Source organism: Hydrogenophaga laconesensis (genome assembly GCF_031457235.1).
Taxonomy (GTDB): Bacteria; Pseudomonadota; Gammaproteobacteria; order Burkholderiales; family Burkholderiaceae_C; genus Hydrogenophaga; species Hydrogenophaga laconesensis.
This window is the reverse complement of record NZ_JAVDWE010000011.1, coordinates 140,580-163,105: the sequence shown is the minus strand read 5'-3', so window position 1 is coordinate 163,105 and position 22,526 is coordinate 140,580. Positions and strand designations below refer to the sequence as shown.

The window sequence follows — 22,526 nt, the reverse complement described above, 5'->3', positions numbered from 1 at the left end:
CTTGTGAATCAGACGGAGCGGAGGAACCGCAGGAGGTCTTGCGTGAACGCCGCCTGCTGCTCGACCTGCGGAAGGTGACCGCAGGCTGGGTAGGTGCGCGTTTCGGCGTGGGGCAGCAGGCGCTGGAATTCGGGCACCTGGGTGACCGGCAGCACACGGTCTTCCTCGCCCCAGGCCAGGAACACGGGCATGGTCAGCCGGTGCAGGCGCTTGTGCAGCATGGGGTGGTGCAGGCGGGGGTGCCAGCCCAGGCGCGCGATGGTGTGGCGGTTCTTCGCGGCGGTTTCGGCATCAGGGGGCGTGGCCAGCGCGGCCTGCACGAAGGCCTCGTCGTGAAAGGTGTTGCGCACGAGTTGCGCGGGCGTCCAGCGGAACAGGTTGTGTTCGGCCCCGGGCGGTGGCGGTGCCAGGCCGGCGCTGCCGATGAGGGTGAGCGAGGCGAACCGTTGTGGCTGGCGAATCGCCAGTTCCATGGTCAGCCAGCCCCCCAGCGAGCTGCCGACGGCGTGCAGCCGTTCGATCCCGAGCTGGTCCAGCCAATCGAGATAGAAATAGGCCAGATCGTCCATGCATTCGAGCCAATCGGGGTCGTCCGATTCACCGAAACCTGGATGTTCGGGCACCAGGACATCCCAATCTGCGGTGAATTTTTCAAGAAATGCGGGCACGTGCGGCACGCCATTGGCGCCGTGCAGATAAAGCAGGGAAGCCCCTTTGCCCGCGCGCCTCAATCGCGTGCGGCAATGATTCACCTCGGGCCAGCTTTGCGAAAACATTGAATTCGTCTCCATCGGTCTTTGTGCTTGTGTCGTGCGAATCGCCCGGTCTAGAATGGGGCGCTCTCACCCTTCACGCAACGATCTGTCTTCTTCTTTCGCAATGTCCAATTCCCCGCAGAACAGCCTTCAGCAGATCCCCGGTCACCTGTTTCGCCGCCTTCACCAGATCGCCGTGGCCAAGTTCAGCCTGGAGTCCGAACCTTTCGGGCTGACGCCCCTGCAGTGGGCAGCGCTGGACGCCATCGAACGCAAGCCGGGGGTGGACCAGAGCGCGCTGTCGCGCGACATCGCACTGGACACCTCGACCGTGGCCGGCGTGATCTACCGGCTGGAGGCGCGGGGTCTGATCAAGCGCGAGGCCTCGGCCACCGACCGCCGCCTGCGTGTGCTGTTCCTGACCGACGAAGGCCGTGACCTGCTGGTGCGGGCCACCCCGGTGGTCATGGAGATGCAGCATTGGCTGCTCGACCCGTTGAACGCCCAGGAGCAATCCCAATTCATGGAATTGATGCTCCGGTTGGTCAATCGGACGGATGTCGATTGAATCATCTGATTTCATGCGGGACATGATGTCCTGACCTCGCTGGATTGGCGGTTGGTGGGCAATTTTTCGTAATCGTCGAATTTGACTTCCGAGGTCAGCGTCCAGTAATCGAGCAATCCGAATGGCCACGTCTGCGATGCGCGGCCGGCCGCGTTCTTGTACCAACTGCTGGTTCGTGCGACACCCCAGGCTTTGGTCAGATTGCCCTCGTCGACGTATTGGTTGTAGGCATTGAAAGGCGCCAGCTTGCAATCCAGGGCGCCCAATTGATGGTCGATCAGGTATTTGATTGCCTTGATGGAATATTCCACCTGGCATTCCGATGAAAAGATCGCGCTGCCATTGACCACCACGGCGGTGTTGGGGCCTCCCGTCATGAACAGGTTCGGGAATCCAGGCACGGTGATGCCGACGTACGCGCGGCAATCGCCTTGCCACCAGGCGTGCAGGTCGCGGCCGGCACGGCCCACGATGCGGATCGGGTGGAGGAAATCGGACGACTTGAAGCCGGTGGCACAGACGATCACATCCACTGGGTGCGATTCGCCGTCCTGCGAGGTGATGCCGTCGGCCGTGAGGTGCGAGATGCCATCGCTCACCAGCTTCACGTGCGGCTGCTGCAGCATGGCGCCCCACACGCCGTTGTCGCGCAGCATGCGCTTGCCACCGGGTGGGTAGTTCGGCGTCATCTTGGCCAGCAGGTCGGGGCGGTGTGCGAACTGGCGTTCCAGCGCGGCCACGCATTCCTGGCGCAGCTGTTCGTTGGCGCGGCCCACCGACACCGGGTGGTCCCAGTCGGGCTCGGCTTCCACCAGCGGCAGGCGGCCCTCGACCGCGACCCAGAACTGCCAGAAGCGGAACCAGCGTCCGTAATAGGGGATGTGCCTGAGCAGCCACATCATCCCGGGCTTGATGTCGTCGTGGTAGTTCGGCGTGGGCAGCATCCACGGCGGGTTGCGCTGGAACACCGTGAGGCTCTTCACCTCGCCCACCACCGCCGGGCCGATCTGGAATGCGCTGGCGCCGGTGCCGATGAGGGCCACGCGCTTGCCGGCGAGATCCAGGCCCTTGGGCCACGCGGCCGAATGCACGACCTGGCCCTTGAAGCTGTCCAGGCCCTTGAAGTCCGGAATGCTCGGGCGGTTCAGGATGCCCACCGCCGTGATCACGGCGTTGAAGCGGGCCACGTCGATGCGGCCCTCTGCGGTGCGCACCGTCAGCACCCACAGCGCGCTGGGCTCGTCGAACACCATCGAGATGACCTCGGTCTCGAACCGGATGCGCGGGCGCAGCTGGCCACGGGCCGACACGCTGGCCAGGTACTTCTGGATCTCGGGCTGGCGGGAGAACTGCTGGGGCCAGTCCTGCTTCTGCGCGAAGGACAGGCTGTAGGCGTAGTTCGGCGTGTCGAGCCGGCAGCCGGGGTAGGTGTTCTCCCACCAGACCCCGCCGACCTCGGTGTTCTTCTCGAACACGGTGTAGTCCAGCCCGGCCTGCTGCAGCCGGTAGGCGGCCGCCAGGCCAGAAACGCCCGCGCCGATGACGGCGACCTTGAACTCTGCGCCCGGCGCGACGGCGTCCAGCGTCCAGCCGGGTGCGCCCACGTCGTGCGGAATGTTGAGCTCGTGGCGCAGCAGCGGCAGGCAGCTGTCCTGGTCGGGCTTGATCACGAAGCGCACCACGCGGTCGAGCACCTCGCTGGACGGGTCCGCCGGGGTGGGGCTGCCGGCATCGCGGTATTCGATGATCTTGCGCGTGGCCAGTTCGCGTGCGCGGGCCAGGGCCTCGGGGCCCATGCCGCCCTGGGGCGAGATGGTGGACGTCATGGCCGGGGTGGGCGGCTTCAGGTCGTCACCGATCAACTCGAAATCCTGCGTCAGCATGGCCAGGGCGGCCAGCAGCGACGGCATGTCGGCCTCGTCCACCGCCCGGCGAATGTCCTCGTCGGAGGCCACGATCTTCGCCACGTGGTCGAAGCTTTTCATGTCGTCGATGCCGGGGGCATCGTGGGTCGGGACGGCGTGGTTCATCAATGGATTTCCTGGGTCCGGTCAGAGCGTTCCGGTGGCTTGGCGAGGCCTGGCCACCGCGTTACTCTTGAGTACACATAATTTGTGTGTACGCAAGATATGGTCAAACTTTAGCCGTGTCGCCCGGTGCTCGAAAGCTAGGGAATACCCTTGCGAGTGATTTTCACCAAGCACATGCTTGCTGAAATTAAGGCCTGCTGCTATCGTGCCGCGCATGAGCCTGGCCGATCCCGACACGTCTTCCCCCGCCGAGGTGCCGCGCCGCCCGCGCGGCCGCCCGCGCAAGACCGCCGACGAGCGCGACGACGGTAACCGCCGCCGCGAACTGGTGGCGGGCGCTGCGCGCCTGTTCCGCCAGCAGGGCTTCGCCGCCACCAGCACGCGCGACATCGCGGCCGCCGTGGGCATGCGCTCGGGATCGCCCTTCTATCACTTCGAAAGCAAGGAAGCGCTCCTCGGCGCGGTGATGCTCGAAGGCATGCAGGGCGCGCTGCAGCGCCAGCAGGCCGCGCTGGCGCAACTGCCCGCCGGCGCCGCGCCGCGCGAGCGCCTGCGGGCGCTGGTGCGCAACCACTTCGACGTGCTGCTCGGCCCCGACAGCGACTTCATCCCCGTGATGCTCTACGAATGGCGCTCGGTCAACGCCGCGCAGCGCGTCGAGGTGAACCAGCTCAAGGACCGCTACGAGGCCGACTGGGTGCCCGAGCTGGAGGCCCTGCACGCGCAAGGCCAGCTCGGCGCGGACCCGGTGCTGGCGCGGCTCATGATCTTCGGCGCGCTCAACTGGTCGGCGCAGTGGTATGTGCCACCTTCCGGGCGCAGCGCGCGGGCGCGCTCGCGCGCCTCGCTCGACGAGCTCACCGAATCCGCCCTGCAACTCTTCCTGAGGGAACCCCGATGACAGCGCATTACCGCTCGGCCTTCGCGCCGAACCTCTTCACGGGCCGCGTGGCCGTGGTCACAGGCGGCGGCTCGGGCATCGGTCGCTGCACCGCGCACGAGCTGGCCAGCCTGGGCGCGCACGTGGTGCTGATCGGCCGCAACCTCGCCAAGCTGCAGGATGTGGCCGGCGAGATCGTGAGCGATGGCGGGCGCGCCAGCTTCCATTCGTGCGACATCCGGCAGGAAGACGCGGTGCGCACCGTGGTCACCGCCATCGTCGGCGCGCACGGCCGCATCGACGCGCTGGTGAACAACGCGGGCGGCCAGTACATCACGCCGCTGGAGCACATCAGTGCGAAGGGCTGGCAGGCGGTGATCGACACCAACCTCACGGGCGGCTTCCTGTTCGCGCGCGAGTGCTACGTGCAGAGCATGCAGGCGCACGGCGGTGCCATCGTCAACATCGTGGCCGACATGTGGGGCTCCATGCCCGGCATGGGCCACAGCGGCGCGGCGCGCGCGGGCATGGTGAACTTCACCGAGACCGCGGCGCTGGAATGGGCGCGCAGCGGCGTGCGGGTGAACGCCGTGGCGCCGGGCTACATCGCCTCCCACGGCATGGACCACTACCCGCCCGAGGCCGGCCCGATGCTGCGTGAGATGCGCGACACGGTGCCGGCCGGGCGCTTCGGCAACGAGGCCGAAACCTCTGCCGCCATCGTCTTCCTGCTGTCGCCCGCGGCCAGCTTCATCAGCGGCAGCGTGCTGCGCGTGGACGGCGCGCGCCCGCAGGTGCGCATGGGCTGGGGTCAGGTGGCCGCGCCCGCCGAGGCGCAGGCGCGCGATGCCGTCAAACCCTTCGATGGCTTCCACCGCTACGTGATGCCCAAGGTGTTCCAGTCATGAGCCTGAATTTCGAATCGTCCTTCAACCCCCAGGGCGCGCAGGCCCTGCAACGGCGCGAGGCCATGCTGGCACGCATCGCGCAGCTGCGGGCATTGGAAGAGCGCGCCGCAACGGCCTCCGCGAAATCGAAGCCCGTGTTCGAGAAGCGTGGCCAGCTGCTGCCGCGCGAGCGCGTGGCGCTGCTGCTCGACCCCGGCGCGCCGTATGTGCCGCTGTGCTCGCTGGCCGGTTTCCTGCAGGACACGAAGGACCCTGAGAAATCCGTGCCCGGTGGCGGCATGCTCGCGGGCATGGGCTTCATCGGCGGCGTGCGCTGCATGGTGGTGGCCAGCGATTCGGGCATCGACGCCGGCGCCATCCAGGCGCGCGGGCTGGAGAAGATCCTGCGCGTGCAGGAGATCGCGCTGGAGAACCGGCTGCCCTTCGTGCACCTCGTGGAGAGCGCAGGCGCGAACCTCACCAAATACAAGGTGGAAGGCTTCGTGCTCGGCGGCTCGCTGTTCCGCAACCTCGCGCGCCTCTCGGCAGCCGGCCTGCCGGTGATCACTGTGCAACACGGTTCGGGCACGGCGGGCGGCGCCTACATGCCGGGCCTGTCGGACATCGTGGTCATGGTGCGCGGCCGCTCGCGCGCCTTCCTGGCCGGGCCACCGCTGCTGCTGGCGGCCACGGGCGAGGTGGCGACGGAAGAAGAACTGGGCGGCGCCGAGATGCACACCGGCGTCTCCGGCTTGGGCGAGTACCTCGCGGAAGACGACCGGCAGGCGCTGGGCCTGGCGCGCGAGCTGCTGCAGCGCACCGGCTGGCAGCCATCAACCGCATCGCGCGCGACCGTGTCAGAGCCCGTGTTCGCTCGAGATGAACTGCTGGCCCTCATGCCCGCGCACCACCGCGAACCGGTGGACATGCGCGAGGTGATGGCGCGCATCGTCGATGGCTCCGAGCTGCTCGAGTTCAAGCCGCTGTACGGCGCGGCCACGCTGTGCGTGCAGGCGCGCATCGGTGGCCACGCGGTCGGCCTGATCAGCAACAACGGCCCGATCGACGTGGCCGGCGCCAACAAGGCCACGCACTTCATCCAGTGGATGTGCCAGCTGGGCCACCCCATCGTCTACCTGCAGAACACCACCGGCTACATGGTGGGCAAGGACAGCGAGCAGGGCGGGATGATCAAGCACGGCAGCAAGATGATCCAGGCGGTGACGAACGCCACCGTGCCGCAGATCACCATTCAATGCGGCGCCTCGTTCGGCGCGGGCAACTACGGCATGTGCGGGCGCGGCTACGCGCCGCGCTTCCTGTTCAGCTGGCCGCAGGCGAAAACCGCGGTGATGGGCGGCGAGCAGGCCGCGCGCACCATGCAGATCGTGGCCGAGGCCGGCATGGCCCGCAAAGGCATCACGCCCGACCCGGCGCAGATGCAGGCGCAGTTCGACCAGATCGTGAACGTGTTCGAAAGCCAGGCCGACGCGTTCCACACCAGCGGCCTCGTGCTCGACGACGGCGTGATCGACCCGCGCGACACGCGCGCCGTGCTCGCGTTCTGCCTCGACACCTGCGCCGAGGCCGCCGCGCGCGAACCCCGGCGCATGCAGTTCGGCGTGGCGCGCATGTAGCCGCCGCCTTCCTTCACACAGACAGACAACAACGGAGACAAGCCATGCAACTGACACATGAACACCGCGAGATCCAGAAGACGCTCAAGCGCTTCATCGACGACCACATCAACCCGCGCGTGGACGAGTGGGAAGAGGCCGAGATGATGCCGCTGCATGAGATCTTCAAAGGCCTGGGCGACCTGGGCCTGCTGGGCCTGACCAAACCCGAGGCCCACGGTGGCGCGGGGCTGGACTATTCGTACAGCATGGCCATGGCCGAGACGCTGGGCCACATCCACTGCGGCGGCGTGCCCATGGCCATCGGCGTGCAGACCGACATGGCCACGCCCGCGCTGGCGCGCTTCGGCAGCGAGGAGCTCAAGGCCGAGTTTCTGGCGCCCTCGATCGCGGGCCGGCTGGTGGGCTCGATCGGCGTGAGCGAGCCCGGCGCCGGCAGCGACGTGTCCGCCATCAAGACCGTGGCGCGCAAGGACGGTGGCGACTACGTGATCAGCGGCCAGAAGATGTGGATCACCAACAGCCTGCAGGCCGACTGGATGTGCATGCTGGTAAACACCAGCGACTGCCCGGCGCACAAGAACAAGAGCCTGGTGATGGTGCCGCTGCGCGAGAACGGCAAGACCGTCAAGGGCTTCGAGGTGGGCAAGAAGATCCGCAAGATCGGCATGAACAGCAGCGACACCGGCCTGCTGTACTTCGACGAGGTGCGCGTGCCGCAGCGCTACCTGATCGGCCAGGAAGGTGCGGGCTTCATCTACCAGATGCAGCAGTTCCAGGAAGAGCGCCTGTGGTGCGCCGCGAGCACGCTGCAGAGCCTGTCCAACTGCATCGAGTGGACGGTGGAGTGGGCACAGGAACGCAAGCTGTTCGGTGCGGCCCTGGCCGACCAGCAGTGGGTGCAGTTCAAGCTGGCCGAACTCAAGACCGAGGTGGAGAGCCTGCGCGCGCTCACCTACATGGCCTGCGAGCACTACGTGGCGGGGGAGGACGTGACCGAATGGGCGACCATGGCCAAGCTCAAGGCCGGCCGGCTCAACCGCGTGGTGCCCGACACCTGCCTGCAGTTCTGGGGCGGCATGGGATTCACCTGGGAGAACAAGGTCTCGCGCATGTACCGCGACGGCCGGCTGGCCTCCATCGGCGGTGGTGCGGACGAGGTGATGCTCGGCATCCTCTCCAAGATCATGGGCATCGCCAAAAGGCCCGCAAGATGAAATCCCCCCTGCGCCGCTGCGCGGCTTCCCCCCAGGAGGGGACGTCGACTTCGATCGGCGAAGCCGGATCGTCGTCGACCCTGGACGGTCATTGGGTGGGCGTTGGTCTGCATGTGAGAGGCGTGACATGAGTGCTTTTCTGGTCGAACGCGCGGGTGACACCGAGCGCTGGGTGCTGAACGACCCCGCCACGCGCAACGCGCTGAGCGACGCCATGGTGATGGGCCTGTACGAGGCCTGCCTGCGCGCTCAGCAGGACTCCACCTTGCGCGTGGTCGTGCTCACTGGCGCCGCCGGCGCCTTCAGTGCAGGCGGCAGCCTCGGTGGTTTCGCCAGTGCCATCGGCCAGCCGCTGCAGCCGGGCGAGGACGACCCGCTGATCGCCATGAACCGCCGCTTCGGCGACGTGTTGCACGCGCTGTTCGCGCTGCCGCAATGGCTGGTGTGCGCGGTGGACGGCGCGGCCATGGGCGGTGGCTTCGGTCTGGTCTGCTGCGCCGACCACGTCATCGCCACGGAACGCTCCGTGTTCGCCACGCCCGAAGTCACCCTCGGCCTGCCGCCGGCGCAGATCGCGCCCTTCGTCTGGCAACGCCTGGGCGATGCCACGGCGCGCCAATGCCTGCTGCAAGGCCGCAGCTACCGCGCGCAGGAAGCGCAAGCCCTCGGCCTGGTGGACGAGGTGGTGGCCGACGACGCCCTCTATGCCGCGTTGCGCGAACGCGTGCAGTCCATCAAGCGCGCCGCGCCCGGCGCCGTGGCCGGCACCAAACGCCTGCTGCAACGCCTGCGCGGCGACGTGCCCGACCTGCGCGACGAAGCCGCCATCGCCTTCGCCAGCGCACTGCGCGGCCCCGAGGCGGCGGGCGGGCTGGCCGCCTTCGCGAAAAAGCAACCAGCCCCCTGGACCCCGAAACCATGAAACGCCTGCTCATCGCCAACCGGGGCGAGATCGCCCGGCGCATCATCCGCACCGCGCACGCCATGGGCATCGAAACCGTGGCCGTTTTCTCAGAGCCCGACGCCGGTGCGCTGCACGTGCGCGAAGCCACCAGCGCCTACGCGCTCGGTGGCACGGCCTCGGCCGATTCCTACCTGCGCGTCGACCGCCTGCTGGACGCCGCCGTGGCCACCAATGCCGACGCGGTTCACCCGGGCTACGGCTTCCTGAGCGAGAACGCCGGATTCGCGCAGGCTGTGATCGATGCGGGCCTGACCTGGGTCGGCCCGCCGCCCTCGGCCATCCGAGCGCTGGGCAGCAAGTCCGCTGCCAAGGCGCTCGCCGTGGCGCAGGGCGTGCCCTGCCTGCCCGGTTACTTCGGCGATGACCAGCGCGAGGCCACCTTCGAGACCGAGGCCCTGCGCGTCGGCTTCCCGCTCATGGTGAAGGCCGTGGCGGGCGGTGGCGGGCGCGGCATGCGCCTGGTGCACGAGGCGGCGCAACTGCTGCCTGCGCTGCGCAGCGCGCGCTCCGAGGCACTGGCCGGTTTCGCCAACGGCGACCTGCTGATCGAACGCGCCCTGCTGCGCCCGCGCCATGTGGAAGTGCAGGTGTTCGCCGATGCGCAGGGCCACTGCGTGCACCTGGGCGAGCGCGACTGTTCGGTGCAGCGCCGCCACCAGAAGATCGTGGAAGAAACGCCGAGCCCGGCCGTATCGCCCGGCTTGCGCGAACAGCTGGGCCGCTGCGCCGTGGCGCTCGCGCAGGGCGCGGGTTATGTGGGCGCGGGCACGGTCGAATTCCTGCTGGAAGGCGAAGAGTTCTTCCTGATGGAGATGAACACCCGCCTGCAGGTGGAGCACCCGGTCACTGAAGCCATCACCGGCCTGGATCTCGTGGCGTGGCAGCTGCGCATCGCTCGCGGCGAGCCCTTGCCGCTGGCGCAGGAACAGATCCGCTTCCACGGCCACGCCATCGAGGTGCGCCTGTGCGCCGAGGACGAGCACTACACCCCGCACACCGGCCGCGTGCGCCACTTCAGCGAGCCGCCGCGCGAGGCCGGCCTGCGTTTCGACCACGCACTCGAAACCGGCAGCGAGATCACGCCGCACTACGACGCCATGCTGGGCAAGCTCATCGTGCACGCGCCCACGCGCCGCGAAGCCATCGACCGCCTCGCCCACGCGCTGGACCAGACGCGTCTGCTCGGCCTGCCCACCAACCGGGCTTTCCTCGCGGCCTGCCTGCGCCACCCCGTGTTCCACGAAGGTGGTGCGCTCATTCCCTTCCTGGCCGAAGAGGGCGACACCGTGCGCGCCATGCTGGTGCCACCGCCCGACGCGGTGCTGGCCGGCGTGCTGGCCGCCACCTACGGCGCACAGTCGCCCGCGGCCGCGCTGCCGTGTCCCTTCGCGCGCCCGCTGCGCTGGCAGCACGGCGAGCAGGTGCTGGACCTGGCGCTGCACGAACAAGGGCAGGGCGCGGTGAACCTGACCGTGGGCGACCGCAGCGTGCAGGCCCGTGTGACGCCGGGGCGCGTGGTCATCGACGGCGTCACCTGGCCGGTGGTGGCCGTGCCGCTGGTTGCGGGCCGCTGGCAGGCCCAGGCCGGCGCGCACACCATCGAGTTGCTTGACCTCAGCCACGCACCCCGCGAACGGGCCGGTGGTGCGTCGGCCGCGCGCGAGCTGCGCGCCCCCTTCAACGGCAAGCTCGTCGCGGTGCACGTGGCGCCGGGTGCCCGCATCGCCAAGGGCGAACCCCTGCTCGTCATCGAATCCATGAAGCTCGAACACACGCTCGCCGCACCGCGCGATGTGGCGGTGGACACCGTGTCCGTGGCCACCGGGCAGCAGGTGGCGCCCGGGCAGCTCCTGGTGACCTTCGCCGCATGAACACGCCCGCCGCCACCTTCACCGCCGAAGACCGCAGCGCGCTCATCGACACCGTGCGGCGCTTCGCCACGCAGGCGATCGCACCCCACGTGCCCACCTGGGAAGAGGCGGGCGAGCTGCCGCGTTCGCTGCACCGGGAAGCCGCCGACATCGGCCTGCTCGGCCTCGGCTACCCGGAACACCTCGGCGGCACGCCCGCGCCCTGGAGCGCGCGCAACGCCATGTCGCGCACATTGGCGCGGCATGGCGGCAGCGGCGGTGTGATGGCCAGCCTTTTCACGCACAACATCGGCCTGCCACCCGTGATCGCGCACGGCACACCCGAGCTGCAGCAGGAAGTGATACCCCCCGTGCTGCGCGGCGAGAAGATCGCCGCGCTCGGCATCACCGAACCCGGCGGCGGCTCCGACGTGGCCGCGCTGCGCACCACCGCGCGGCTCGAAGACGATCACTACGTCATCGATGGCGAGAAGGTGTTCATCACCTCCGGCATGCGCTGCGACTGGATCACGCTCGCCGTGCGCACCGACCCGAATGCCAAAGGCGCCAACGGCATCTCCATGATCGTGGTGCCGTGCGACACACCCGGCATCTCGCGCAGCGCGCTGCAGAAAATGGGCTGGCACAGCTCCGACACCGCGCACCTGCGCTTCGATGGTGTGCGCGTGCCCGCGCGCTACCGCCTCGGTGCCGAGGGCGCGGGCTTCCGCATGATCATGGGCAACTTCAACGGCGAGCGCCTCGCCATGTCCGCCATGGCGCTCGGCTTCGCCGAAGCCTGCTACGACGAAGCCCTGGCCTGGGCCCGGCAGCGCAACACCTTCGGCGCACCCCTCATCGAACGCCAGGTGATCCGCCACAAACTCATGGACATGCAGATGCGCATCCAGTCCACCCAGGCGTGGCTGGATGCCGCCGGTGAACGCGCCGACGCCGGTGACCAGGGTGCGGACTGGGTCGCCCACGTCTGCCTGCTCAAGAACCACGCCACCCAGGCTATGCAGTTCTGCGCGGACACGGCCGTGCAGATCCTCGGCGCCATGGGCTACATGCGTGGCACCGTGAGCGAACGCGTCTACCGTGAGGTGAAGGTGATGATGATCGGCGGCGGCGCCGAAGAAATCATGAAGGAACTTGCCGCACGACAATGGGGCCTATGAGCAAACACACTGCGACCACCGCCACCGCTCCAGCCGCGTTCGAGCCCGAGTTCATCGCGTTGCTCAAAGACCTGTTCGAGGACAAGATCGTCTTCAACCGCGTGCTCGGCCTCAGGCTCCAGGACATCACGCCCGAGCGCGTCACGGCCCGCATCGACATGAAGCCCGACCTTATCGGCCACTACCAGCATGGACGCGTGCACGGCGGTGTGGTGAGTGCCGCGCTCGACGCCATGGGCGGCCTGGCCTGCATCGCCGCCAATGGCGCCCGCCACATGAACGAAGAACCCCTGCAGCGCCTGCAGCGCTTCGCCAAACTCGGCACCATCGACCTGCGCATCGACTACCTGCGGCCCTGCGTGGGCGATTACTTCCATCTCAGCGCCGAGGTACTGCGGCTGGGCTCACGCGTGGCGAACACGAGGATGGCGTTCGAGGGGGCGGATGGGAAGCTGCTTTGTGTGGGGGCTGGGGCTTATATCGTGTCTTGAGAATATTCCTCCGTGTGCGATATGAGAGCGCAGAGACTATGTCGCGCGAAACACGGCCTCTCGGTGAAAGTTTATAAACGGGCGATGCGGTGCTGAGATTTCCACCCGCATATCCAAAGAAATGCCCAGTTTTGATGGTTCGGATAGAAGCGGCGATAGAGCGATGCTTCCGCTATCGGTGAACGTGATCAGTCCTGCGTCAAATACTCTGTCGAGATTTGGAGTTAGCAGGAGTCCGTTAAAGGGATCTAGCCTCTCAGAGTTGCTGCACGAACGCCATGGTTTGATGTGAGAGGCGATCAGAAGATTGGTGTCCTTGAAGCCCGTCACCGAACAGGCCTTCCAGTGCAGCAATAGCTTTTGTCTAAACACACCTTGACCGATTCTGGATTTCACTAGGCTCAAGCACTCGGTTCTGCTGAGGTTCTTATCTGCAAGTATTTCTTCAATGTCTTGTTCAAGGTCACTGCCATACCCCTCAGATAGATATTCCACGTACTTGGCCAATGCGCTGCTGTACATGTGATGACCACGTGAGTTGCGCTGCTTGAAGATGTCCAAGGTTTGCAGTTTTTCCGAGACTTTTAAGAACGCATCCTTGTTTTTTAGTGAGCTTAGTGGCCCCTCAGTTAAGTGATGCTTCCCGGCCCACTCTGATAGTGGTCCTTCGATCGCGCTGGCGTACTTGTTGACGGAGGAGTTACTAAGGCCTCGGTGGCGCATCCAGTCCTCAAAATTCATAGCGAGGTGCTCCTGATCTTTTTCGTTGGATCTGAGCATACCCTCGGGGGTATAGGGTGCTTTGTGCTCCTGGAACTGGTATTCCTCAGTTCGACGGAAATAGGCCAGCCAGTCTTGAACTTTTCCCCCCGCCCGTAAACGAATACCTGCGCCATGTTTATCATCGCGCTTCCCTCCCAACATCCCGCCCCGAGCGTCCCGGTGTTGTAGCGCGCAGCCATTGCAGGACAGGCCCGGAGCCGGCCCCCGCATCGCCACGGCAAGCACCCCTTTTCCGTCTTTCCATGCAGTCTGCTCCCTCCGCCGCGCCCGCGTCCTCTTCGTCCTCCCGCTGGCCGCGCCGCCTGTTCTGGCTGGTCCTGCTGGTGGGGGTGGGCTTTGCCGCCTGGTGGTTCCTGTTGCGCCCACCGCCGCAGCCGCCGGCCACACCCAGTGCCTGGCGCGGGCCGGTGGCGGTGCGGGTGGAGGCCGCGCGCACCGAAGACTTCACCGTGCAGGCACGCGCCGTGGGCACGGTCGCGCCGTACAACACGGTCACGGTGCGCAGCCGGGTGGACGGCCAGCTGGCCCGCGTGCTGGTGCGTGAAGGCCAGCGGGTGACGCAGGGCCAGTTGCTGGCCGAGATCGACCCCGAGCCGCTGCGCGTGGCGCTGGCGCAGGCCCATGGGCAGCAGCAGCAGAACCTGGCGCAATTGCGCAATGCCGAGAGCGAGCTGGCCCGCTACGAAGGCTTGTTCGCGCGCGATGCGGTCGCCCGCCAGGTGCTGGACCGTCAGGCCGCACTGGTGCAGCAGCTGCGCGGCACGCTCAAGTCCGACCAGGCGCAGGTGGACAACGCGAAGCTGCAGCTTTCTTACACCCGTATCACCGCGCCCATCGCCGGGCGCATCGGCCTGCGCCGGGTGGACGCGGGCAACCTGCTGTCGGCCAACGACGCCAACGGGCTGTTCACGCTGACGCAGACGCAGCCCGTCTCGGTGGTGTTCAGCGTGCCCGAGCCGCAGGTGGCCGATGTGCGCGCCGCGCACGACAGCAAGCAGCCGCCCCGCGCCGAAGCGTGGGACCGCGACAACCGTCAGCGCCTGGCCGTGGGCCGGCTCGACACGCTGGACAACCAGATCGACGCCGCCACCGGCACGTTGCGCCTGAAGGCGCGCTTCGACAATGCGGACGACGCGCTGTTTCCCAACCAGTTCGTGAACCTGCGGCTGGCGCTGCGGGAGCTGCCCGCTGCGGTGACCATTCCCACCGATGCGGTGCAGCATGGCTCGCGCGGCAGCTATGTGTATGTGATCGCCGAGAACAAGGCGCAGGTGCGCGACCTCTCGCTCGGCCCCGCCAGCGGCGGGCGCACCGTGGTGCTCAAGGGCCTGAAGGATGGCGAGCCGGTGGTGCTCGAGGGCCTGGACCGTCTGGAAGACGGCCGTGCGGTGACGATCGTGCAGGCCACGGCGCTGCCGGCGTCGTCGCCCCTGGCACCGGAGAAATGAGACTCCCCCTGCGCCGCTGTGCGGCTTCCCCCCTCTCTGGCGCGCCTTCGGCGCTGGGAGGGGGGACGGCATCTCGGGCCGGCGGAGCCGGACCCAGGATGCCTTTGGTGGCGGCTGCTTCTTTCGTTGCGGGTGTCGCGCTGGCTTGATGAGTGCCTGATATGTCTTCTGCTTCGATCTCCCGCCCTTTCATCTTGCGGCCGGTGGCCACCTCGCTGTTGATGCTGGCGGTGCTCATCGCCGGGCTGCTGGCGTGGCGGCAACTGCCGGTGTCGGCGCTGCCGCAGGTGGACTACCCGGTCATCCAGGTGTTCACCTTCCAGCCCGGCGCCAGCCCGGACGTGACGGCGCGCACCGTCACCGCGCCGCTGGAGCGCCGGCTCGGGCAGATTCCGGGGTTGGCGCAGATGTCGTCCACCAGCTCGGGCGGCGCCTCGGTCATCACCATGAAGTTCGCGCTGGAGGTGGACCTGGGCGTGGCCGAGCAGGACGTGCAGGCCGCGCTGCAGGGCGCCAACAGCCTGCTGCCGTCAGACCTGCCCGCGCCGCCGATCTACCGCAAGGTGAACCCGGCGGACGTGCCCATCCTCACGCTGGCCATCGGCTCCGAGACGCTGCCGCTGCCGCGCGTGGTGGACATGGTGGACACGCGCATGGCCGGGCAGATCTCGCGCCTGCCGGGCGTGGGTCTGGTCAGCCTGGCGGGTGGGCAGCGCCCGGCGATCCGCGTGCAGGCCAACAGCCGCGCGCTGGCGGCCAACGGCCTCACACTGGAAGAGTTGCGCACGGCCATTGCGGCGGCCAACAACAACCAGCCCAAGGGCAGTTTCGACGGCGAGCTGCGCAGCACCATGCTGGACGCGAACGACCAGCTGCGATCGGTGGCCGAATACCAGCGGCTGATCGTGGCCTGGCGAGACGGCGCACCGCTGCGCCTGGCCGATGTGGCGAAGGTGGAAGAGGGTGCGGAAGACCGTTTTCTTGCGGCCTGGGCCGGCATGGCCTGCGCCGAGGGGCAGGCCAGCGGTTGCGGCCTGGCGCCCGCCGTGCTGCTGAACATCCAGCGCCAGCCGGGCGCCAACGTGATCGCCGTGGCCGACCAGGTGCGCGCGCTGCTGCCGCAGCTCACGGCCACGCTGCCGGCCACGGTGAAGGTGCAGATCGTCTCGGACCGCACCGAAAGCATCCGCGCCTCGGTGCGCGATGTGCAGAAGGAACTGCTGTTCGCCATCGCGCTGGTGGTGCTGGTCACCTTCGTGTTCCTGCGCACGCTGCCGGCCACGCTCATTCCCAGCGTGGCGGTGCCGCTGTCGCTTATCGGCACCTTCGCGGCCATGCTGCTGCTGGGCTATTCGCTCAACAACCTGAGCCTGATGGCGCTGACCATTGCCACCGGCTTCGTGGTGGACGACGCCATCGTGATGCTGGAGAACATCGCGCGCCACCGGGAAGAGGGTGCCGGGCCGATGGAAGCCGCGCTCAAGGGCGCGAGTGAAATCGGCTTCACGCTGATCTCGCTCACGGTCTCGCTGGTGGCGGTGCTCATCCCCTTGCTCTTCATGGCCGACGTGGTGGGCCGCCTGTTCCACGAATTCGCGGTCACGCTGGCGGTGGCCATCGGCATCTCGCTCGTGGTCTCGCTCACGCTCACGCCCATGATGGCCGCGCGCATGCTCAAGCAGGCCCCGGCACATGGCGAAGGCCGGCGCGACTGGCTCAGCGGCACCATCGACCGCTACGGCCGCTGGCTCGACTGGGTGCTGGCCCGCCAGCCGCTCGCGCTGCTGGCCATGGCGGCCACGCTGGTGCTCACGGCGCTGCTCTACCTCGCTGTGCCCAAGGGCTTCTTCCCGGTTCAGGACGCGGGTGCGATCCAGGTGGTGACGGAGGCACCGCAGAGCGTGTCCTTCGGCGCCATGGCGGAGCGGCAGCAGGCGCTGGCCCGCGCATTGCTGGAAGAGGCGCCCGTGCACAGCATCTCGTCCTTCATCGGCGTGGACGGCAGCAACGCCACGCTCAACAGCGGGCGCATGATGCTCACGCTCTCGCCGCACGCCGAGCGCTCGGTCTCCGCCGGCCAACTCATCGAGCGGCTGCGCGAGCGCGCGCGCGAGGTGAGCGGCATCGAAGCCTGGTTCCAGCCGGTGCAGGAACTCGGCATGGAAGACCGCATCAGCCGCACGCAGTACCAGTTCACGCTCAGCTCACCCGACAGCACGCTGCTCGGCGAATGGACGCGGCGCATGCTGGACGGCCTGGCGCAGCGCGAGGAACTGGCCGATGTGGCCAGCAACCTGCAGCGCGAAGGCCTGCAGGCCTGGCTGGAAATTGACCGCGACGCCGCCGCACGGCTGAACCTGCGCATGGGCGACATCGCCTCGGCGCTGCAGAGCGCCTTCGGCCAGCGGCAGGTCAGCACCCTGTTCACGCACTCGAGCCAGTACCGCGTGGTGCTGGAGAGCGACGAGGCGAAGCAGGGTGGCTTGCAGGCGCTGGAAGGCATCTACGTGCAGCCGGTGGGCGGCGGAGCTGATGCGAGGCCGGTGCCGCTGTCGGCGGTGGCGCGCGCGGTGGAGCGGCGCGCGCCGCTGGCGATCGAGCATCAGGGCCAGTTCCCGGCGGTCACCCTGTCGTTCAACCTCGCGCCAGGGCATTCGCTGGGCGAGGCCGTGGCGGCCATCGAGGCGGTGGAGCGGGAGGTCGGCCTGCCGGTGGCGGTGGAACTCGCCTTCCAGGGCGCGGCCGAGGGTTTCCGCAGCTCGCTGGCGAATACGCTGTGGCTGATCCTGGCTGCGGTGGTGGTGATGTACCTGGTGCTGGGCATGCTGTACGAGAGCGCGGTGCACCCGCTCACCATTCTGTCCACACTGCCATCGGCCACCGTGGGCGCGCTGGCGGCGCTGCTGCTGGCCGGCCGGCCGCTCGACCTCATCGCCGTGATCGGCATCGTGCTGCTGATCGGGTTGGTGAAGAAGAACGGGATCATGATGGTGGACTTCGCGCTCGACGCGCAGCGCCGCCTTGGCCTGTCGCCACGCGAGGCCATCCACCGCGCCGCGCTGCTGCGCTTCCGTCCCATCCTCATGACCACCCTGGCCGCGCTGTTCGGTGCGGTACCGCTCATGCTGGCCAGTGGTTCCGGCGCCGAACTGCGCCAGCCGCTGGGCATCGTCATGGTCGGCGGGCTGATCGTGAGCCAGGTGCTCACGCTGTTCACCACGCCGGTGGTGTACCTGGCCTTCGACCGGCTGGCGCGTCGTCGACGTGCCGCGAGCGCATGAACGCACTCGCGCGCTTTTTCATCCGCCGCCCCATCGGCAGCACGATGCTGGCCATCGCCATCGTGCTGGTTGGCCTGCTCGCGTGGCGAATGCTGCCCGTCTCGCCTTTGCCGCGCGTGGATTTCCCGGTGATCCAGGTGCGCGCCAGCCTGCCGGGCGCGAGCCCCGAAAGCATGGCCTCCACCGTGGCCGCGCCGCTGGAGCGTGCGCTGGGCAGCATCGCGGGCGTCACCAGCATCCGTTCCAGCAGCAACCAGGGCAGCACCAGTGTGACCCTGCAGTTCGACCTGGACCGCGACATCGACGCCGCCGCGCGCGAGGTGCAGGCCGCCATCAATGCTTCGCGTGGCCAGCTGCCGTCGGGCATGACGGGCAACCCGACCTTCGTGAAGGTGAACCCCTCGCAGGCGCCCATCATGGCGCTCGCGCTGTCGTCGCCCCGGCTGCCGTCGTCCGCGCTGTACGACAACGCGTCCACCCTGCTGGCGCAGAAGCTGGCGCAGATCGTCGGTGTGGGCGAGGTCACGGTGGACGGCTCGTCGTTGCCCGCTGTGCGGGTGCAGGCCGAACCCCAGGCGCTGGCGCACCGGGGTATGTCGCTGGACGACGTGCGCCAGGCCATCACCCAGGCCAATGCCTGGCGGCCGCTCGGTCAGGTCGAGCAGGACGGGCGGCGCTGGCAGATCGCCTTGCCGGAGCCGTTGCGCACGGCAGCCGATTTCTCTCAGCTGGTGGTGCGCAACGACGGTGGCGCGCTGGTGCGGCTGTCCGACGTGGCCGAGGTGACCGATTCGGTGGAGAACCGCTACACCAGCGGGTACCACAACAACCGGCCCGCCGTGGTGCTGCTGGTGAGCCGGCGCGCGGGGGCCAACATCGTGGAGACGATCGACGCCATCCATGCGCAGATGCCGCAGCTGCGCGCGCTGATGCCGGCCGACACCACGCTGAGCGTGGTGATGGACCGTTCGCCCGGCATTCGTGCCACCCTGCGCGAGGCGCAGTTCACGCTGGTGTTGTCCTGCGTGCTGGTGATGACGGTGGTCTGGGCCTTTCTCTCGAGCTGGCGAACCGCACTGATTCCCGCGCTGGCGCTGCCGGTGTCGCTCATCGGCGCGTTCGCGGTGATGTGGTGGCAGGGCTTCTCGCTCAACAACCTGTCGCTGATGGCGCTGATCGTGGCCGCCGGTCTGGTGGTGGACGATGCCATCGTGGTGCTGGAGAACATCCAGCGCCATATCGAGCGGGCGCGTGCCGTGCAGGCCGCCAACGGCCAGCGCGAGGTCGGGCGGCGCACCGTCTGGCGCGCGGCGTTCACCGGGGCGGGCGAGGTCGGCTTCACGCTGCTGGCCATGAACCTCGCGCTGATCGTGGTGTTCCTCTCCATCCTGTTCATGGGTGGCGTGGTGGAGCGGCTGTTCCGCGAGTTCTCCATCACGCTGGTGGCGGCCATGCTGATCTCGCTGGCCGTGTCGGTCACGCTCACGCCCGCGCTGTGCGCCCATGGCCTGCCGGCGGGACCGCGCACGAAACCGCCGGGCCTGCTGGCGCGCGGGATCGCGAGCCTGCTGGCCGATGTGCAAAGCGGCTATGCGCGCAGCCTGGGCTTCGCGCTGCGCCACCGCGTGCTCACGCTGCTGTTGCTGGCCGGTACCGTGGCCTTGAACGTGTGGCTCTATGTGGCGATTCCCAAGGGCATGCTGCCGCAGCAGGACACGGGCCAGCTCGGCGGCTTTGTGCGCGGTGACGACGGCTTTTCTTTCCAGGGCATGCAGCCCAAGGTGGAAGCGTTCCGCCGCCTGCTGGTGGCCGACCCCGCCGTGGCCGATGTCACCGGGGTGAGCGGAGGGCGCACCGGCACCAGCAACTCGTGGTTCCGCATCCGCCTCAAGCCGTTGGCCGAACGCGGTGAGCCGGCCTCGTCGGTGGTGGCGCGCTTGCGCGCCAACGCACCGCGCATTGCCGGCGGCGCGCTGTTCGTGAACGTGGATCAGGACATTCGCCTCTCCAGCGGTGGCGGCGACAACGAGTACCTGTTCGTCATGCGCTCCGATTCGCTGGCCGACCTGCGCGCCTCGACCAAACCCGTGGGCGAGGCGCTGCGCGCGCTGCCGGAGCTGACCGATGTGGACTTCGGTGCCGGCGAGGATGCGCAGCAGGTCGTGCTGAACGTGGACCGCGAGGCCGCGCGCCGGCTGGGCGTGCGCATGGACACCGTGACCACAGCCCTGAACAACGCGTTCTCGCAACGCCAGGTCGCCACGCTGTACGACCCGCTGAACCAGTACCGCGTGGTGATGGAAGCCGACCCGCGTGGCAACAGCGAGCCGTCCGCGCTGGAGCAGGTGCAACTGCTCAACGACGCGGGAGAGCGGGTGCCGCTCAGCGCCATCGCCACCTGGCGCTACGGGCTCACCCGCGATCGCGTGCAGCACGACGCGCAGTTCGCGTCCTCGGGCATCAGCTATGCGCTTGCACCCGGCGTGAGCTTGCAACAGGCGCAGCAGGCGATCGACCGCGCCGTCAACAGCCTGCTGCTGCCCACCAGCATTTCCACCGGCGAACGTGCCGGCGATCCGAACAGCCTGCAGGCCACGCTCAAGCGCCAGCCCTGGCTGATCCTGGCGGTGCTGGTCACGGTGTACCTGGTGCTGGGCATGCTGTACGAGAGCACGCTGCACCCGCTGACCATCCTGTCCACACTGCCCTCGGCCGGCGTGGGCGCGCTGCTCGCGCTGCGCCTGTCCGGCACCGAATTCAGCCTGATCGCCTTGCTGGGGCTGTTCCTGCTCATCGGGGTGGTGATGAAGAACGCGATCCTGATGATCGACTTCGCGCTCGCTGCGCAACGCACGCGCGGTCTTGCGGCGCAGGAGGCCATCCACGAAGCCGCCTTGCGCCGCCTGCGCCCCATCCTCATGACCAACCTCGCCGCGCTGCTGGGCGCGGTGCCGCTGGTGCTGGGCCTGGGCGAAGGCGCCGAGTTGCGCCGCCCGCTGGGCATCGCCATCATCGGTGGCCTGGCCATGAGCCAGCTGCTGACGCTTTACACCACCCCCGTGGTCTACCTCGCGCTGGAGCGCCTGCGGGGCCACGTGCTGCGCAGAACCCCCGTGGCCGCGACCGCCTGAACCCATGTCCCATCTGCCGTTCCTTCACCGTTTCGCGCTGGCCGCTGTGCCACTCGCACTGGCCGCCTGCGCCAGTGGCACCGATCCCCGTCCGCCCGAGATGGCGCTGCCCAATGGCTTCCTGCACGCCAGTGCGGAAGACGCGCCCACCGCGATCCAGCCCGACTGGTGGGCCGTGTACGCGGACGCCGACCTTGACCGCCTGCTGCGGCGCGTGGGCGAGGCCAACACCGACCTCGCGCAGGCCGAAGCGCGCTGGCGGCAGGCGCTCGCGCAGGTCGACGCGGCACGGGCGCTCGCACTGCCGCAGCTCGGTGCCGGGGCGTCGGCTACGCGCAGCGGTGGCAATGCCGCCTCCGGCAGCAGCGCGGGCACGCGCCAGCTCTACGCGGCGGGCCTCGATCTCTCCTGGACGCCCGACCTCTGGGGCCGCGCGGCCCTGTCCCGAGCATCGGCGCAGGCCAGCGCCGATGCGCAGGCCGCCCTGCGCGACGCCGCGAAGCTCGCGCTGCAACTCGCGGCCGCGCAGGGCCATGTGCGGCTGCGCGCGCTGGACGCGCAACTGGTGCTGCAGGCACAAGCCGACACGGCCTACGCGCGCTCGTTGCAGGTCACCCGGCTGCAGTACGAAGCCGGTCTGGTGGCGCGCGCCGACGTGATCCAGGCAGAGACGCAGCTGCAGTCCCTGCGCACGCAGGTGTTCACCCTCCAGCGGCAACGCGCGCTGGAGGCCAACGCGCTGGCGCTGCTCGCGGGGTCGACGCCCGCCGAGTTTCCCATCGCCGCGCGCGGGTCGGCCCTGCCGGCCGTGCCTCCCGTGCCGGCGGCGGTGCCCGGCGAGCTGTTGCGCCGTCGGCCCGACCTGGCCGCCGCCGAGCGCTCGCTCGCCGCCGCACACGCCCGCCTGGGCGTGGCCCAGCGCGCCTGGTTGCCCGACCTCACCCTCTCGGCCAGCAACACCTGGCAGGCCAGCAGCCTGGCGCGACTGCTGGACGCCCCGGCGCGTGTCTGGTCACTGGGTCCGCAGCTGGCGGCCACGCTGTTCGACGGCGGCGCACGCCGCGCCGACGAAGCCACCTTCCTCGCGGCCTACGACGAACAGGCCGCGGCCTGGCGCGGCGGTGTACTGGCGGCGGTGCGCGAGACCGAGGACGCGCTGGTGCAGCTGGCCACGCTGGCCGAGCAGGACCTCCAGCAACAGCAGCTGGTGGCCCTGGCCAGCGAGAACGAACGCGTGGTGGGTTACCGCTACGAGGCTGGCGAGATCAGTTTTCTGGAGGTGGCCACCGCGCAGAACCTCGCCCTGGCGGCGCGGCGTGCCGCGCTCGATGTGCAGGCGGAAAGGCTGGCCGCCAGTATGGCGCTGGTGGCCGCGTTGGGCGGCGGCTGGCAGCCGGTGCGGTGAGGCGGGCGATTCGGTCTC

At 68.5% G+C, this 22,526-nt stretch carries 16 protein-coding genes; 13 read left to right on the top strand and 3 right to left on the bottom strand.

Annotation, left to right across the window (positions count from 1 at the left end; all coding sequences use genetic code 11):
- Positions 1–8: 8 nt before the first annotated feature.
- Positions 9–776, bottom strand: coding sequence for an alpha/beta fold hydrolase (locus J2X09_RS18845; RefSeq protein ID WP_204734699.1), 768 nt, complete (start codon positions 774–776; stop codon positions 9–11).
- 103 nt (positions 777–879) lie between these two features.
- On the opposite strand from J2X09_RS18845, the gene J2X09_RS18840 reads away from it, so the two are divergent.
- The gene (locus J2X09_RS18840) at positions 880–1,323 is read left to right on the top strand and encodes a MarR family winged helix-turn-helix transcriptional regulator (RefSeq protein WP_204734698.1); all 444 of its coding nucleotides are present in this window, start codon (positions 880–882) and stop codon (positions 1,321–1,323) included.
- Between the two features lie 11 nt (positions 1,324–1,334).
- On the opposite strand, the gene J2X09_RS18835 is transcribed toward J2X09_RS18840, so the two are convergent.
- A complete protein-coding gene (locus J2X09_RS18835; protein ID WP_204734697.1) occupies positions 1,335–3,353 on the bottom strand; it encodes a flavin-containing monooxygenase in 2,019 nt (672 codons plus the stop codon).
- A gap of 214 nt (positions 3,354–3,567) precedes the next feature.
- Between J2X09_RS18835 and J2X09_RS18830 the strand changes: the two genes are divergently transcribed.
- From J2X09_RS18830 to J2X09_RS18795, 8 genes are all read left to right on the top strand, one after another.
- A complete protein-coding gene (locus J2X09_RS18830; RefSeq protein WP_204734696.1) occupies positions 3,568–4,254 on the top strand; it encodes a TetR/AcrR family transcriptional regulator in 687 nt (228 codons plus the stop codon).
- Positions 4,251–5,141: an SDR family oxidoreductase gene (locus tag J2X09_RS18825; RefSeq protein WP_204734695.1), complete on the top strand. Its 891-nt coding sequence runs from the start codon at positions 4,251–4,253 to the stop codon at positions 5,139–5,141. Before J2X09_RS18830 ends, J2X09_RS18825 begins: the two co-directional genes overlap by 4 nt.
- Positions 5,138–6,757 carry an acyl-CoA carboxylase subunit beta gene (locus J2X09_RS18820; protein ID WP_204734694.1) on the top strand — a complete coding sequence of 540 codons (1,620 nt, stop codon included), beginning with the start codon at positions 5,138–5,140 and terminating at the stop codon, positions 6,755–6,757. Before J2X09_RS18825 ends, J2X09_RS18820 begins: the two co-directional genes overlap by 4 nt.
- Positions 6,758–6,801: 44 nt before the next feature.
- On the top strand, positions 6,802–7,974 hold the full coding sequence (locus J2X09_RS18815; RefSeq protein ID WP_204734693.1) for an acyl-CoA dehydrogenase family protein: 1,173 nt from the start codon (positions 6,802–6,804) through the stop codon (positions 7,972–7,974).
- A 127-nt stretch (positions 7,975–8,101) separates the two neighbouring features.
- The gene (locus J2X09_RS18810; RefSeq protein WP_204734692.1) at positions 8,102–8,896 is read left to right on the top strand and encodes an enoyl-CoA hydratase/isomerase family protein; all 795 of its coding nucleotides are present in this window, start codon (positions 8,102–8,104) and stop codon (positions 8,894–8,896) included.
- Positions 8,893–10,809 carry an acetyl/propionyl/methylcrotonyl-CoA carboxylase subunit alpha gene (locus J2X09_RS18805; RefSeq protein ID WP_204734691.1) on the top strand — a complete coding sequence of 639 codons (1,917 nt, stop codon included), beginning with the start codon at positions 8,893–8,895 and terminating at the stop codon, positions 10,807–10,809. Before J2X09_RS18810 ends, J2X09_RS18805 begins: the two co-directional genes overlap by 4 nt.
- On the top strand, positions 10,806–11,969 hold the full coding sequence (locus J2X09_RS18800; RefSeq protein WP_204734690.1) for an acyl-CoA dehydrogenase family protein: 1,164 nt from the start codon (positions 10,806–10,808) through the stop codon (positions 11,967–11,969). Before J2X09_RS18805 ends, J2X09_RS18800 begins: the two co-directional genes overlap by 4 nt.
- On the top strand, positions 11,966–12,460 hold the full coding sequence (locus tag J2X09_RS18795) for a thioesterase family protein (RefSeq protein ID WP_204734689.1): 495 nt from the start codon (positions 11,966–11,968) through the stop codon (positions 12,458–12,460). The genes J2X09_RS18800 and J2X09_RS18795 overlap by 4 nt, the downstream gene beginning before the upstream one ends.
- Before the next feature lie 36 nt (positions 12,461–12,496).
- Here J2X09_RS18795 and J2X09_RS18790 read toward each other — a convergent pair whose 3' ends face one another.
- Complete coding sequence (locus J2X09_RS18790) at positions 12,497–13,468, bottom strand: HNH endonuclease (RefSeq protein ID WP_310309000.1); 972 nt, start codon at positions 13,466–13,468, stop codon at positions 12,497–12,499.
- 17 nt (positions 13,469–13,485) lie between these two features.
- On the opposite strand from J2X09_RS18790, the gene J2X09_RS18785 reads away from it, so the two are divergent.
- The 4 genes from J2X09_RS18785 (at position 13,486) to J2X09_RS18770 (ending at position 22,508) form a co-directional block, all read left to right on the top strand.
- The gene (locus tag J2X09_RS18785) at positions 13,486–14,691 is read left to right on the top strand and encodes an efflux RND transporter periplasmic adaptor subunit (protein WP_204734688.1); all 1,206 of its coding nucleotides are present in this window, start codon (positions 13,486–13,488) and stop codon (positions 14,689–14,691) included.
- Positions 14,692–14,852: 161 nt separating this feature from the next.
- Complete coding sequence (locus J2X09_RS18780) at positions 14,853–17,972, top strand: efflux RND transporter permease subunit (RefSeq protein ID WP_204734687.1); 3,120 nt, start codon at positions 14,853–14,855, stop codon at positions 17,970–17,972.
- On the top strand, positions 17,969–21,103 hold the full coding sequence (locus J2X09_RS18775) for an efflux RND transporter permease subunit (RefSeq protein ID WP_204734686.1): 3,135 nt from the start codon (positions 17,969–17,971) through the stop codon (positions 21,101–21,103). The genes J2X09_RS18780 and J2X09_RS18775 overlap by 4 nt, the downstream gene beginning before the upstream one ends.
- A 4-nt stretch (positions 21,104–21,107) precedes the next feature.
- Entirely contained in the window at positions 21,108–22,508 is a 1,401-nt protein-coding gene (locus tag J2X09_RS18770) for an efflux transporter outer membrane subunit (RefSeq protein WP_204734685.1), read from the top strand.
- The last annotated feature ends 18 nt before the right edge of the window (positions 22,509–22,526 follow it).

Coding starts and splice junctions, on each gene's coding strand:
- J2X09_RS18810 (WP_204734692.1), top strand. CDS start 8,102: ATGAGTGCTTTTCTGGTCGAACGCGCGGGTGACACCGAGCGCTGGGTG.
- J2X09_RS18780 (WP_204734687.1), top strand. CDS start 14,853: ATGTCTTCTGCTTCGATCTCCCGCCCTTTCATCTTGCGGCCGGTGGCC.
- J2X09_RS18795 (WP_204734689.1), top strand. CDS start 11,966: ATGAGCAAACACACTGCGACCACCGCCACCGCTCCAGCCGCGTTCGAG.
- J2X09_RS18845 (WP_204734699.1), bottom strand. CDS start 776: ATGTTTTCGCAAAGCTGGCCCGAGGTGAATCATTGCCGCACGCGATTG.
- J2X09_RS18800 (WP_204734690.1), top strand. CDS start 10,806: ATGAACACGCCCGCCGCCACCTTCACCGCCGAAGACCGCAGCGCGCTC.
- J2X09_RS18835 (WP_204734697.1), bottom strand. CDS start 3,353: ATGAACCACGCCGTCCCGACCCACGATGCCCCCGGCATCGACGACATG.
- J2X09_RS18785 (WP_204734688.1), top strand. CDS start 13,486: ATGCAGTCTGCTCCCTCCGCCGCGCCCGCGTCCTCTTCGTCCTCCCGC.
- J2X09_RS18830 (WP_204734696.1), top strand. CDS start 3,568: ATGAGCCTGGCCGATCCCGACACGTCTTCCCCCGCCGAGGTGCCGCGC.
- J2X09_RS18815 (WP_204734693.1), top strand. CDS start 6,802: ATGCAACTGACACATGAACACCGCGAGATCCAGAAGACGCTCAAGCGC.
- J2X09_RS18775 (WP_204734686.1), top strand. CDS start 17,969: ATGAACGCACTCGCGCGCTTTTTCATCCGCCGCCCCATCGGCAGCACG.
- J2X09_RS18805 (WP_204734691.1), top strand. CDS start 8,893: ATGAAACGCCTGCTCATCGCCAACCGGGGCGAGATCGCCCGGCGCATC.
- J2X09_RS18820 (WP_204734694.1), top strand. CDS start 5,138: ATGAGCCTGAATTTCGAATCGTCCTTCAACCCCCAGGGCGCGCAGGCC.
- J2X09_RS18770 (WP_204734685.1), top strand. CDS start 21,108: ATGTCCCATCTGCCGTTCCTTCACCGTTTCGCGCTGGCCGCTGTGCCA.
- J2X09_RS18825 (WP_204734695.1), top strand. CDS start 4,251: ATGACAGCGCATTACCGCTCGGCCTTCGCGCCGAACCTCTTCACGGGC.
- J2X09_RS18840 (WP_204734698.1), top strand. CDS start 880: ATGTCCAATTCCCCGCAGAACAGCCTTCAGCAGATCCCCGGTCACCTG.